Source organism: Shewanella sp. MEBiC00475 (assembly GCF_005234075.1).
Lineage (GTDB): Bacteria > Pseudomonadota > Gammaproteobacteria > Enterobacterales > Shewanellaceae > Shewanella > Shewanella polaris.
In genome coordinates this window covers 2609150-2622420 of the sequence record NZ_CP039928.1, presented here as the reverse complement: position 1 = coordinate 2622420, position 13271 = coordinate 2609150, and the positions used below count along the sequence as shown (strand labels likewise).

Annotated in this window: 9 protein-coding genes; 3 read left to right on the top strand and 6 right to left on the bottom strand. The window is 41.5% G+C overall.

From position 1 onward, the window contains the following. Positions 1 to 27: 27 nt before the first annotated feature. Together FCN25_RS11550 and FCN25_RS11545 are read right to left on the bottom strand one after the other, a co-directional pair. Positions 28 to 465 (bottom strand): hypothetical protein, encoded by a 438-nt coding sequence (locus FCN25_RS11550; protein WP_137224908.1) that lies wholly within the window; start codon positions 463 to 465, stop codon positions 28 to 30. 414 nt (positions 466 to 879) lie between these two features. Beyond that, positions 880 to 1884: an NAD(P)H-quinone oxidoreductase gene (locus FCN25_RS11545; RefSeq protein WP_137224906.1), complete on the bottom strand. Its 1005-nt coding sequence runs from the start codon at positions 1882 to 1884 to the stop codon at positions 880 to 882. 194 nt (positions 1885 to 2078) lie between these two features. Here FCN25_RS11545 and FCN25_RS11540 point away from each other — a divergent pair, with 194 nt between their 5' ends. From FCN25_RS11540 to FCN25_RS11530, 3 genes are all read left to right on the top strand, one after another. Continuing rightward, entirely contained in the window at positions 2079 to 2870 is a 792-nt protein-coding gene (locus tag FCN25_RS11540; protein WP_167496058.1) for an ABC transporter substrate-binding protein, read from the top strand. Positions 2871 to 3037: 167 nt separating this feature from the next. Continuing rightward, positions 3038 to 5491, top strand: a complete 2454-nt coding sequence (locus FCN25_RS11535) for a M1 family metallopeptidase (RefSeq protein WP_137224902.1) — start codon at positions 3038 to 3040, stop codon at positions 5489 to 5491. Beyond that, complete coding sequence (locus tag FCN25_RS11530; protein ID WP_137224900.1) at positions 5491 to 5997, top strand: DUF6702 family protein; 507 nt, start codon at positions 5491 to 5493, stop codon at positions 5995 to 5997. The genes FCN25_RS11535 and FCN25_RS11530 overlap by 1 nt, the downstream gene beginning before the upstream one ends. A 170-nt stretch (positions 5998 to 6167) precedes the next feature. On the opposite strand, the gene dauA is transcribed toward FCN25_RS11530, so the two are convergent. The 4 genes from dauA to FCN25_RS11510 all read right to left on the bottom strand — a co-directional run bounded on the left by dauA (position 6168) and on the right by FCN25_RS11510 (position 13268). Continuing rightward, entirely contained in the window at positions 6168 to 7901 is a 1734-nt protein-coding gene (dauA, locus tag FCN25_RS11525) for a C4-dicarboxylic acid transporter DauA (RefSeq protein ID WP_137224898.1), read from the bottom strand. Positions 7902 to 8113: 212 nt separating this feature from the next. Next, positions 8114 to 9367 (bottom strand): HAMP domain-containing sensor histidine kinase, encoded by a 1254-nt coding sequence (locus tag FCN25_RS11520; RefSeq protein WP_137224896.1) that lies wholly within the window; start codon positions 9365 to 9367, stop codon positions 8114 to 8116. Continuing rightward, positions 9367 to 10053 carry a response regulator transcription factor gene (locus FCN25_RS11515; RefSeq protein ID WP_137224894.1) on the bottom strand — a complete coding sequence of 229 codons (687 nt, stop codon included), beginning with the start codon at positions 10051 to 10053 and terminating at the stop codon, positions 9367 to 9369. The genes FCN25_RS11520 and FCN25_RS11515 overlap by 1 nt, the downstream gene beginning before the upstream one ends. Positions 10054 to 10070: 17 nt before the next feature. After that, positions 10071 to 13268, bottom strand: a complete 3198-nt coding sequence (locus tag FCN25_RS11510; protein ID WP_137224892.1) for an efflux RND transporter permease subunit — start codon at positions 13266 to 13268, stop codon at positions 10071 to 10073. Positions 13269 to 13271: the final 3 nt, after the last annotated feature.

The window sequence follows — 13271 nt, the reverse complement described above, 5'->3', positions numbered from 1 at the left end:
GTTGGTGAGTTCATATTATTAACACCATTAATCATCTTCATTCTCACCCATATCATCAAAGCTTTCATCATCATCTGAATCATCTAATTCTGGAATGTCATCATCATCTGTGTCAACTATGTCATCTGGTTCTGGCACGGGTTTTGCCTTACGTGGTGGCGCTGTGTCAGGTACTTTTGACAAATCGATACGTGATTGGTGCTTTAACATAAACTCAGCACGTGCAGCCTCCCAAGCACCGCTATACTCAGCTTTTGCTGCTTTTGTTTGCTCATCATCCAAGTCGTGTAAGTTAACTTTAACGATGTCTTCTACATACTCCACTATCGTATTACGGATGGTGTTATACAAGAAGATGCGTCCTGGTGACGCATCTGGTAGCTGGTTATCATGAACAACAATAGTGTTGCCTTTCGATGTTCTTAATTCACCAAACCAAAGTTGTTTTTTTGCAGTGTTATACATATATGCTAACGCCCTTAAATCAACACATATTCTAAAAATAATGCAGGATTATTGAAGATAATAGCTTCATACCGCACCACGATATCTGTTCTGTATTTCTGTGAGTATTTAAACAGAATATTTCTGAGAATCAATGCCTAAAATGATGAAATTTTGCGAAAATGCATAAAAATGTCTGTTGTGAGCACTTTTTAACGATTCCGTGTCATTTGTTTTACAAAATAATGTCCTAACAACAGTCATTGACCATCTTTAGCCAATGACTGTGTGATAACGACTATCTCATCAAGACGTTATCTTCAAGACTATCTCATCAAGACTCTAGCTTAAAAAAAACAAGCTTCAAGTTTTTTATCAAAATATATCGCGATTAGCATCTGGGTGTTAACCAAGATAGAAACAACCATTCATCATTTAGGCTTGCAGATCCAATACAATCTTGCCTTTATGTTGTCCCGACTCCATTCGCTTATGTGCTTCAACCACCTGCGAAAAAGCAAATACGCTATCAACAGGGATACTCATTTCACCACTATTGAGTAATGGCCAAACATACTCCGCTAAGCCATAAGCAATTTGGGCTTTACTGTCCACACTTTGTGGTCGTAGGGTTGAACCAGTCCAAATAACCCGTTTGGCCATAATTCGGAAAATATCCACAGTGGCTTGGGGACCTCGAGCCGTAGAAACCGACACCATGCGTCCATCTGTGGCAATGGCTTTGAGGTTTTCATTAATAAAGTCGCCACCTGCGATATCCATAATGACGTTAACACCTAAGCCATTTGTCGCGGCTAAGATTGGTTCAACAAAGTGCTGCTCATTATAGTTAATCGCTACGATAGCACCTTGGTCAAGACAGTATTGGCATTTCTCTGCAGTGCCAGAGGTTGCTAATACCGTTGCACCTAAACGACTCGCCATTTGAATAGCGGTAGTGCCAATGCCACCAGACCCCCCATGAATAAGGACAGTCTCACCTTCTTTAAGTCCGCCACGAATAAATAAGTTACCCCAGACAGTAAAAAAGGTTTCAGGAAGAGCGGCAGCTTGAACATAACTGTAGCCTGTAGGGATAGGTAAGCAATGAGCTGCGTAAGTGTTTACTAACTCGCCATAGCCGCCACCTGGCACTAAAGCGCAGACTTTGTCGCCAACTTGCCATTGAGTAACATCATCTGCCACATCAACAATCTCACCCGCTACTTCTAAACCAAGGATCGGACTGGCGTCTGCCGGCGGTGGATAAGCCCCTGCACGCTGTTTAATATCTGGACCATTAACGCCTGCGGCATAGACCTTAATCGTCACTTGACCCGCGGTTGGTGTCGCAAGGGTTGATTGTGTCATGGTCATAGCATTCGGTTCACCGGGTTGCTCAACAACCACATGGGTAAATTGTCTATTTAATGTTGCCATAAAATATTATCTCGGTTAATTGTTAAAGGTAAGATCCTAGCGTTAACGTTCTGTTGGTTTTTCGCAATATTCATTCACAATATTGACCAGTTTGTTAGCAAAGCCTAAAGTAGAGCATTTTTTAACCTAAAAAGGTTGCCTATACATTTTAAACAATTACTATACCCGCCCGTTCAAAACATGGAGCAAAATACTTGCTAAAGTACCTGTTGGTTTTACTGTCTATTTTCAGTATTCAAGCCCATGCTACGCCTATCCGTATCGCCTCAGATATTTGGTGTCCATACATCTGCGAAAATCAAACTGGCTACGTTGTAGAGCTCACTCGTCGAGCCTTTGAAATTCAAGGTCAATCAGTTGAATTCCAAACAATTCCTTATAAACGCGCCCTAGTTGAACTACAAAAAAACAACATTGATGCTGTATTAGCATTGACGCCCCACACCATTACCGAAAATCAGTTGATAAATGCTGATGTGATTGTGGGCTATAAAAGCACCGACTTTTATACCCTTGTTGGTAGTAATGAAACATTCGGGAAAATTACCGACCTCAATCAATCTCAACAAATTGCAGTCGTAAGCGGTTATAGTTATGGCGTAGAACTAGATGCTTGGTTTAATGCTCATACTAATACTTATTTTGCTACAGGTCGCGATCCATTAGCAATGAACATTATACGTCTAGTAAAAGGTCGCCATTCGGTAATTGTCGGCAACAAAAATGTCATTGAGTACACCACAAGTCAATTAAACTTAAGTCAGCAACTTCGCTATGCGGGCACCATGGGTAAACAGGTCCCCTTATATGTTGGTTTTAATCAGCAAAACAAGGCCGGTTCAATCACTTTTACTAATGGCATCAACATGCTAAAAGCCAATGGTGAATATCAAAAAATAATCTCGAAATACAAAGTATTACCTGATGCAACCTCTGACAAAGCCAGCCACAGTAATCTGCAAAAATTTCTGCCCATCTTTAATTAATCTTGCTTGCTGTTGTTATGCCATACGGAATTGACAGCAAGGTGTAAAACTTCGTAACACTCTTCTCACTGCATAACCTTAGCAAGTTAGTTACACTGCTCTAAAAAAGATAACAATCATCATTTTGGGTTTATTGGCATCGGTTTTCTGCTGTCAAAGGAGTGTTTATGCGCGCGTATCGTCAACTGCTGTTATTGGTATTAACCAGTTCAGTTATCTTTTCAAGTTTGGCTTCAGAAATAGTGCAAAGTAAAGGCCATTTCGACGACAAGTTTCGTCAACTTGAAGAAAGTCTGCCCACCCCAAATGATTACCGTAATGCCGCTGGCGAGCCGGGTAAAGATTATTGGCAACAACAAGTGGATTATCAAATCAAGGTCACTCTTGATGAACAACAACGCAGTATAAGTGGCGAACAAGTGATTACTTATCACAATAACTCACCTTACACGCTTAAATATTTGTGGTTGCAACTAGAACAAAATCGCTTTAAGTCAGACTCTATAGCTGAACGAAGCGCTACCTTTACAGGTGTAGATGATAGTGTTAATGCCAGTAATACATATGGTGATAACGCCTTTGCTAAAATAGATTTACACACCCTACGTCGTCAACAATTTTTAGCCGATAATGAAATGGGCTATCGCATCAATGGCGTGACAGACACAAGTAACAAGCCATTAAAATACACCATAGTGGGTGCGCAAATGCGGGTTGATTTACCGCAACCACTAAAAGCCAAAAACACCACTAAATTAAAAATTAGCTACGCGTACAATATTTTAGAAGAAGATGCTGTAGGCGCGCGTTCAGGTTATGAGCATTTCCCTGATGACGAGCGTGAAGACGGCAATGACATATTCTTATTGGCGCAGTGGTTTCCTCGTGTTGCCAGTTATTCCGACTACGAAGCTTGGCACAACAAAGAGTTTTTAGGCAGTGGTGAGTTTACCTTAGAGTTTGGTAATTACGATGTCAGCATGACAGTACCCAGTGACCATATCGTCACCGCCACTGGCGTTTTGCAAAACAGCAAAAAAGTGCTTTCATCTCAACAACTACAGCGTTTAGATAAGGCTAAAACAGCCGACAAACCAGTATTTATTGTCTCGGCAGACGAAGCGCTAGCCAATGAATCCAGTACAGAAAAAGGTACTAAAACGTGGCATTTTAAAGCCGAAAATGTGCGCGACTTTGCTTGGGCATCATCACGAAAATTTATTTGGGACGCGCAAGGCTATCAGCAAGGTGGTAGTAATCCGCAAGTAATGGCGATGTCCTTCTACCCTAAAGAAGGCGGCGAACTGTGGCAACGTTATTCAACCGCATCCATAATCCACACATTAAAGGTCTATTCACGCTTTACCTTTGACTATCCCTACCCTACGGCCAACAGTGTCAATGGCCCAGTGGGCGGCATGGAATATCCGATGATTAGCTTTAATGGTCCGCGCACCATTTGGCATGAAGATGAAAGCCGCACGTATACCTTGTCTGAAAAACAATTCTTAATCGGCGTGGTGATCCATGAAGTGGGCCATAATTATTTCCCGATGATTGTAAACTCAGACGAGCGCCAATGGACCTGGATGGACGAAGGCTTAAACAGCTTTTTAGACGGCATAGCAACCCGCGAATGGGACCCTAACCTATCGTGGGGACGTGAGCCTAGTGACGTACTTGAGTACATGAAGTCTAACGTACAAGTGCCTGTGATGACCCAGTCAGACAGTGTATTACAGCTTGGGCCAAATGCTTATATTAAGCCTGCGGTGGCATTAAACATTTTACGCGAAGTGGTTTTAGGCCGTGAGCTATTTGATTTTGCCTTTCAAGAATACAGCCGCCGCTGGATGAATAAGCGTCCAACACCAAGCGACTTTTTCCGCACCATGGAAGAAGCCTCAGGAGTCGACTTAGATTGGTTTTTCCGTGGCTGGTTTTACACCACAGATCATGTGGATATTTCACTCGACCGTATATACAAATTACGTTTAGACACGAATAATCCTGATATTGATTTTGAACGCCGTCGTCAGGCATACCAAGAAAAACCGATGCCATTGTCTGTTGAGCATAATCAGCAAAGTGGTCAAAAAACTTGGGTTGAATTAAATGCTGACAATACCGATTATCATGATCAGCATGATCAATTTAGTGTCACCAATAAACAACGTAATAAGTACAACAAGAAGCACGCGGAACTCGATCCATGGGAGCAACAAGCTCTGGCACGAGCATTAAAAGAAGATAAAAATTATTACGTGTTCAACTTTAGTAATCTTGGCGGTTTGGTGATGCCAATATTACTCGATCTCACTTTTGAAAATGGTGATACTGAGTCCATGATGATTCCGGCTGAAATTTGGCGTCGTTCACCGTTTGAAGTCAACAAACTGATTGTGACTGACAAAGATAAGATATTGGTGTCTGCGGTAGTCGATCGTCGTGGTGAAACCGCCGATGTAGACATTGAAAACAACTATTATCCTAGACAAATTATTCCATCGCGCATTGAAGCCTTTAAAGAAGAGGAGCGTAAAGGGAATAAGTATCGCGATATCATGCACGATAACAAAGAAGCGTTAAAAGACCCTGACATTAAAGTGAAGAAAAAATAATGCGTATTTCAATATTATTTTGGCTCAGTCTGGTGGGTTTATTATGTTTCGCTGGTGCGGCTAATGCCCACCAGCAAAAAGAAGCTTATACCAGTATCGTGTTTAATCAGCACAGTGGAATGCTTGAAATTCAGCATCGGTTTTATCTGCATGATGCTGAACATGCGGCGCAACAGGTGATTGATAAAAATACCGATATTATTAGCGATCCCGTTAGCCGCGAAGCTTTTGCTTACTATGCTATTTCAACGTTTTCGATGCAGGATCAACAACAACACCCATTAACCTTGACCTATGTAGGTACGGAATTACAAGGTAAGTATTTATGGGTTTATCAAGAAACACCGATAACGGCTGACATGGAAGGGTTTTATTTAAAAATGACCACCTTGCAAGAATTGTGGTCAAAGCAAGTTAATCATATAAATGTTGAGCGCGACAAAAAAGTGAATTCTGTCAGGTTACATGTTGGCGAAAATTGGCATTACGTTGAAGTGGCAAAGTAACTCTTAACCTTGCATGGCTGAAAGACTCTATCCATTTAAACTCACACGCATAGCTGCGTGTGAGTTTGTAAGTTAGTCATTCATACCAATTCCACTAGTGATAATAAACGGCTATCAAACAGACTTATATCCTGCTGTTATCCATCGATTATCTAACCTTATGGGGTAAACTATTTGGGCTCAGGTACCGCCACAGCATCGAGGGCGTCAGCTAAGGTAGAATAAGTCACACATTGTACACCATCGGGCTTAAAGCCTGCTTTAGCTAAGGTTTTAAGCGGTTGAAATTGAAAGTCGGCCAGCAATACCCTAGTATTATGGTGCTGACATTTATTGATAAATTTATATAAAGCAGACACGCCACCAGAGTCGAGTATAGACACCCCATCAAGATATAAAATCACCCCATCTTCGTCGGTACTTAAATAGCCTAATTCGCCAAAAGCACTATCTGCTGCGGCAAAAAATAATGGACCATTAATTTTAAATACTTTCCAGCGTGGCGGTAAGGTGACATTAACCAACTTTTTATGTTCGCTAATATCACGCACCTGAGTCATATCGGCCACTTGCTTCATAAACAATAATGACGCCAAAATAATCCCAAAGCTTATCGCGATGACCATGTCGAAGAAAATCGTTAATAACAAGCACACCATTAAAACAAGTATTTCACTTGAAGGGGCTTTTTTAATTAAATGAACAATTTTAGGTGCTTCGCTCATGTTCCATGCCACCATAAGCAACAATGCTGACATACCAGCCATGGGAATATAAGCCAAAATAGTAGTAAGAGATAACAATGACACTAATACCACAATGGCATGGATCATTGCCGCAAATGGCGTGACCGCACCGGCTTTATAGTTAGCAGCCGAACGAGCAATAGCCGCCGTAGCGGTAATACCACCAAAAAACGGTGCAATAATATTACCAATACCTTGGCCGAGCAATTCGCTATTAGCGCTGTGTTTCTGCCCCGACATACCATCTAGCACTACTGCACATAATAATGATTCAATGGCGCCTAACATGGCTATGGCAAACGCTGCAGACAATAAATCACTGGCTAATTGCCAACTGAACACCAATGGCACGTCGTCGACTTGAGTACGTAACCAAGGCCATTGAAAATCGGGTAACATTGATGGAATACCCGCCCCAGTGGTGCCATCGGCCAAGGTAAAGCTAAAAGTGGAACCTATGGTGGCCACATTAAAGCCTTGCTGATTCAATACCAAGGCGACAAGACTAGCAACAATAACGGCAGGAAGATGGGCTGGAACGGGCAACTTAAATTTAGGCCATATGATAAACACCAATAATGTGCTTACCCCCACAACCACTGTTGGTAACGACAATTCAGGTAACGCTTGGGATAATGCCACCACTTTACCCACAAAGCTTTCGGGCATTTCCTCAATACTTAGTCCAAAAAAGTCTTTTACTTGCAACACCGCAATCACCACACCAATACCGCCGGTAAAGCCTAAGGTGACTGGCTCTGGAATATATTGAATATATCGCCCTAGCCGAAACAGCGCCATGATGATCAAGATAATTCCAGATAAAATACTGGCAAGCAATAAACCAGACAGGCCATATTGGTGAACAATGGGATATAGAATCACCACAAACGCGGCAGTAGGACCCGATACGCTATAACGAGAACCACCAGATAATGGAATAATAAACCCGGCAATAATAGCGGTATATAACCCATATTGAGGTGCAACACCAATGGCAATGGCCAACGCCATCGACAAGGGAATAGCAATAATGCCAACCGTTAAGCCAGCTAATAAATCTTTAGAAAAAGTACTGGCTTTGTAAGGGGCGTCTTTAAAAGACTCTCTAAGCGCATTGCCAATACGAAGTGAAAATAAATGTGAGCGGTATTTCATTGAGGCGATCCCATAACCAAGTAGGTCGAAAAGATACCCCTCATTATAGGCCGATTGCCTCACAGTACAATCAAATTAAATTAGCATTAAGTGATAATTTAATTATCATCATATTATAATGTTTTTCTGCATTTCAATAACCCAATATTGGCACCAAACTCTACCGACAAAAAAGCCACCTAATAATAGGTGGCTACTATCGTTATCCTAATTTAACGGCTAAAGTTAATGGTCACTTTACGGCCGCTATTAGTTTCTATATTTTGGTAATCCCAATCGTAATGGTTAATTAAACGAGTGGTTAGCTCAAGCCCTAAACCAAACCCTAATTCTTCACTGTGATGATGACCAGAATCAGACTCATTAATCATGCTAACAGATGTTGTCGATTGCTTAATAATGACACGACCTTCAATGGTGTGTTGCAGCGCATTACGGATTAAATTATTCAACACAATTCGACATAACGTTATTGGTAATTGATGAATTGAGTCATCTGTTTCGATACTTAATTGAATATCTTTTCCCTTGGTTAAATAGCTCAACTCTTGAACCAATTGACGGATAAGCTGGCCTAAATTGACTTCTTCCATAGGTAAGCTTTGATCTTCATGTCTTGTTAACCATAGTAAGGTTTCAGTAAGATCTGTCATGGTCAGGCCTGCACGCTCAATGCGATGAACTACTTGAGCTTGTTTTTCTGCACTTGCCCCTTTGCTTATCAGTTTTTGCAATAATTCTGTATTCGTTCGAATAACCGCAATCGGTGTACGCAGCTCATGGCTGGCATAACTTAAAAACTGTTGCTCGCGGGCTAAACTGTCTTGGACAGAACGTAAACTGGTTTTAATAATATTGCCTAAGATATTTAATTCACTGTAATGAAAGTCTGGCATTGGTTGCTCAAGTTTTTGAGTATTGAGTCCTTTAGCCCAGTTCTTCAATCTCTCAACCGGAACCGTCACTCGGCGCATCACTAAAATGAGTACCACTGCAAACGCCAAAATACCTAGCAAGCCAGTTAACACTATGACGAGAAAATACGGCGGCCCATCACCCTTAAACATACTGTGGCTATTGCGATCGAATACCGTTGATACAAAACGTATTTCATCTCCAACTTTCATTTTCATAACGAAATAACCAGCGTCTGGTGGTGTTATAAAATTACCGCCAACAATTTTTTTATTCAGCACATTTAACTCGCTTGGCGGCTCAACCATTATTTGCTTTACGCTTTCGGGTAGATCTTGCCAACGAGAAGCCACCGTAAAGACTTCAAACTGATAAGGCTTACCATCTGTAACCTGTTGCTGTCCTTGGGCATACATAGCAACCCGCATTGACGAATCCATGCCAGATATAAAATAATGTAGGCTTAAAATCGACAGGATCAAAATAGTGCTGATACCGGTGATCAACATAGCCAGCAGTACATATAATCGAATACTGGGGATTATTTTCATTAGCAATGAGGTTCCTTTATTGCAAAACCATAACCGCTAATGGTGTGCATCAATTTATGTTCATGCTCGGCATCAATTTGTTTACGTAAATTAAAAATATGCACTTTTAAGCTGTTACTGTCTGGTTGTTCGTCGCCCCACACGGTTTGCATTAATTTTTCGCGCGATACTGGATTAGGGCTAGCATTCATTAACACGGTTAAAATTTTCAACGCTGTTGGCGACAATTTTAACTCCACATTGGCCCGATAAGCCTGTTTTTGCTGTAAGTCGATTGATAAGTCGGCGACGGTAAGCTTTTGCACTTGGCCACTACGGCGCTTTGCCAACACTTTAATACGCACAATCAATTCTTCCATGGCAAACGGTTTAATTAAGTAGTCGTCAGTGCCATTGGCAAAACCATTAAGTTTATCATCTAGCGTATCGCGGGCTGTGAGCATTAATACTGGCACATCAATGCCGTCGGCGCGTAAAGATTTGCACACTTGCAAGCCATTCATCTTAGGTAAATTTAAATCCAAAATGACCACGTCGTAATAATTTTTCTGAATTAAGCCAAGCCCTGCCAGTCCATTGGCGCTGTGATCGCAAAGAATATCTTCTAGTTCTAAATACTCAATCACCGCCGTCGCTAAATCGAGATCATCTTCAACCAGTAGTAACTGAAATTTATCGGTTGTCATCGAGCGGGCTCCTTATTTTATACTGGCGCTGTCGCGTCGTGATTCGGGCGTAATTTATTCATAACTTTAGTCATAAAGTCTTTTGTTTCACATTGAATCAATAACAATGACGGTGTTAGCAACAAGGTAATAACTGTGGCAAATAAAATACCATACCCCAGCGCTGCTGCGGCAGGAATTAAAAACTGCGCTTGCAGTGAAGTTTCACCTAGTAATGGTGCTAAGCCAGCAAAGGTAGTCACCGAGGTAAGCAATACCGCTCTAAGTCGCCCTGTGCATGATTCTACAATGGCATCGTGTACCGATAATCCTTCTTCTTTAATTAACTCGTTAAAGCGCGATACTAACAACAAGCTGTCGTTTACCACGACACCACTTAACGCCAAAATACCGTTTAACGATAAAATACTAATGGTTAAGTCATTCCACCAATGGCCTAAAATAGCCCCAACAATACCAAACGGAATGGCGGTCATAATGATCATAGGTTGCACATACGACTTTAACGGGATTGCCAACAAGGCGTATATGGCAATTAACGCTAACACAAACATTGATTCAATTGAGCTTGTGGTTTCCGCTTGTTGCTCTGCTTCACCAGCAAAGTTAAAGCTCACACTAGGATATTGCACCTCTAACTGTGACACTACTGTGCGCTGAAGTTGACTAACAAGCTCGTTTGAAGCAATTTTGTCTTTGTCTAATACTGCACTAATATACACAGCCCGTTGGCTGTCTATGCGCGTAATACTCGACGGTTGATAATCATTAAAAATGTCCGCAACGTGACTTAATGGCACTATGGTGCCGTCGATGGTTCTTACATTGGCAAGCTGAATATCTTCTATGGTTTGACGATCTGCATCTGGGTAACGCACCCGAACTTTCACTTCATCTTTGCCGCGTTGAAAACGTTGCACAACGCCGCCACCAAATGATTGCAATACTTGAGCAGATAAAGTTTCAGTATCAAAACCTAACGCGCGGCCCTGCTTAGTTAATTCAAAACGATACTGTGGTTCGCCAAAATCTAAGTTATCGTCAATGCCGCTAACACCATCCATTGCTTCTAATACAGCTTTTAACTCGGTTCCAGCAGCAAAAACAGATTCACTGTCTCTCGCTTTAATTTCCACTTTAAAGTTATCGAGCATCTCTTTTTTCGACAAGATTTTAAGCTTTTTAATGCCTTCCATTTGACCCACTAGCTCGGTCCATTTTGTGGTGAATTCTTTAAGGGTATACGGACTATTACTGGCAAGCTCAACTTGAACTTGGCCTGAGTCACTACTACTTGCCATCACATGTAAACTGGTTAAATAGCTGTCTTTGTTGTCATCATCATTTTGTTGTACCGATGGCTGTGCTAATGATTGCGCCAATGATAGTGCTGAAAGCTGAGCATCAACTTGCTTAGCGGCATTTTCTAAGGTCATTAAATTTTTATAGGTTTGACCAAAGCTGGCGTCGTTTTGCATCGAAAAATCTGCCACCACAGTATCACCAGCAATATCAGGGAAAAACGCTACCCGCACACCACCCGTAATCGGCATACTGGCAACGACAATAAATACCGTAATAAACAGCATGACGACTGCGTAACGGAAACGCAGTGCAAGTTCAATTGATGGTTGATAAATCTCTCGACTAAACCACTTTAAGCCACTGTCGGCAGCATGTTGAATATGATTAAACCATGACTTTTCAACCCGTTTTTTGGTATCAATATGGGCTAAATGCGACGGTAAAATAAATTTCGACTCAATCAATGACAACATTAAACAAATGGCAACAACAGTACCAAACTGGGCATAAATCTGCCCTAAACGACCTTCAACATTAGCCAAAGCTACAAAAGCCACTACCGTCGTTAGCACACCAAATATAGTCGGCGTGGCCACCTTTAACGTGCCTTTAATGGTGTTATTGATGTTATCGCCGTATTTTTGTCTGGTGCTGTAAACACTCTCTCCCACCACCACGGCATCGTCGACCACAATACCCAGCGCCATAATAAAGCCAAAGGTGGTCATTTCATTTAGGGTTAAGCCGGCAAAGTTGTTGGTCATAAAAAATAAGGTGCCAAAAAATACAAACGGTAGCCCTGCTGCAACCCAAAATGCCACTCGTAAGTTTAAGAATAACGCTAAAATGATAAACACTAGCGCGATACCGCTTAGGGCATTTTTAACCAATAAGCTTAACCGTTCGGTAATAAGAGTACTTTTGTCATGCCAAGAAGCGATGCTCACATTAGCGGGCAACATTGTTGAATTACGCCATTTTTCGATAACTTGTTTTGCTTGATCGACAATATCAACAATATCGCCGTTTTCATCCATAACAATTTCAATCGCACTGGAATTAGCTTTGTTGTATCGCGACAATACAAAGGTGTCGTCGGCAAATTCGTCTTTAACGGTGGCAATATCACCCAGAGTAATAAGCGAACCTTGGCTATTGCTGATAATCGGAATAGCCATAAAATCTTCTAATTCATAGGCTTGTTCTGATACTTTTAAGCGTACGGTTTTGTCATCGTTATATAAACTGGTCGAAATTGATGCTGACGATTCGGCATTCACAGCATCAGACACTGAGGTTAATGTGAGTCCGTAGGCTTGCAACTTAGCTTCGTCAACTTCGATAGAAATCATTGGCTCAGCTTTGGCCTTAATTTCTAAATCATGAATAGCAGACTGACTTAATAAGTCTGATTTAAGCTGTTCGGCTAACGCTTGCAAAGTTGCACGATCGGCATCACCGTATATTTCAATCCATAAGGCATGATCTTGCATGCGCATTTTATCGATAACGGGATTTTCCGCTTCGGTTGGAAAGTTATAGATAGCGTCGACATTGGTTTTAATGTCGGTTAACAAGGTGTCTAAATCATAAGAACTGGTTTTCTCAATCATCACACTACTGCCACCGGCATTAGATGTTGATGTAATACGTTTAATACCTGGGACAGTTTCTAATGCATCTTCAATTTTAATCGCAATGCCTTCTTCTGCCAGCACAGGATCACCACTGTCGTAAGTGACTGACACGGTAACTCTGTCGGGCTCTAAGCTAGGAAATGCTTCTTTGCGCAAGCTGGTTAACGAAAACAAGCCTACTATTATCATGCCTATTAACAGCAAGTTAGCCGCAACTGAGTTTCTAGCAAACCAAGATATTGCCCCAGTATGTGTTGATTGCTCGTCCAACATAAC

Excerpts from the sequence above, each read along its gene's own strand:
- FCN25_RS11515 (WP_137224894.1), bottom strand. The coding sequence starts at position 10,053 with ATGACAACCGATAAATTTCAGTTACTACTGGTTGAAGATGATCTCGAT.
- FCN25_RS11510 (WP_137224892.1), bottom strand. The coding sequence starts at position 13,268 with ATGTTGGACGAGCAATCAACACATACTGGGGCAATATCTTGGTTTGCT.
- FCN25_RS11550 (WP_137224908.1), bottom strand. The coding sequence starts at position 465 with ATGTATAACACTGCAAAAAAACAACTTTGGTTTGGTGAATTAAGAACA.
- FCN25_RS11530 (WP_137224900.1), top strand. The coding sequence starts at position 5,491 with ATGCGTATTTCAATATTATTTTGGCTCAGTCTGGTGGGTTTATTATGT.
- FCN25_RS11520 (WP_137224896.1), bottom strand. The coding sequence starts at position 9,367 with ATGAAAATAATCCCCAGTATTCGATTATATGTACTGCTGGCTATGTTG.
- FCN25_RS11535 (WP_137224902.1), top strand. The coding sequence starts at position 3,038 with ATGCGCGCGTATCGTCAACTGCTGTTATTGGTATTAACCAGTTCAGTT.
- dauA (WP_137224898.1), bottom strand. The coding sequence starts at position 7,901 with ATGAAATACCGCTCACATTTATTTTCACTTCGTATTGGCAATGCGCTT.
- FCN25_RS11545 (WP_137224906.1), bottom strand. The coding sequence starts at position 1,884 with ATGGCAACATTAAATAGACAATTTACCCATGTGGTTGTTGAGCAACCC.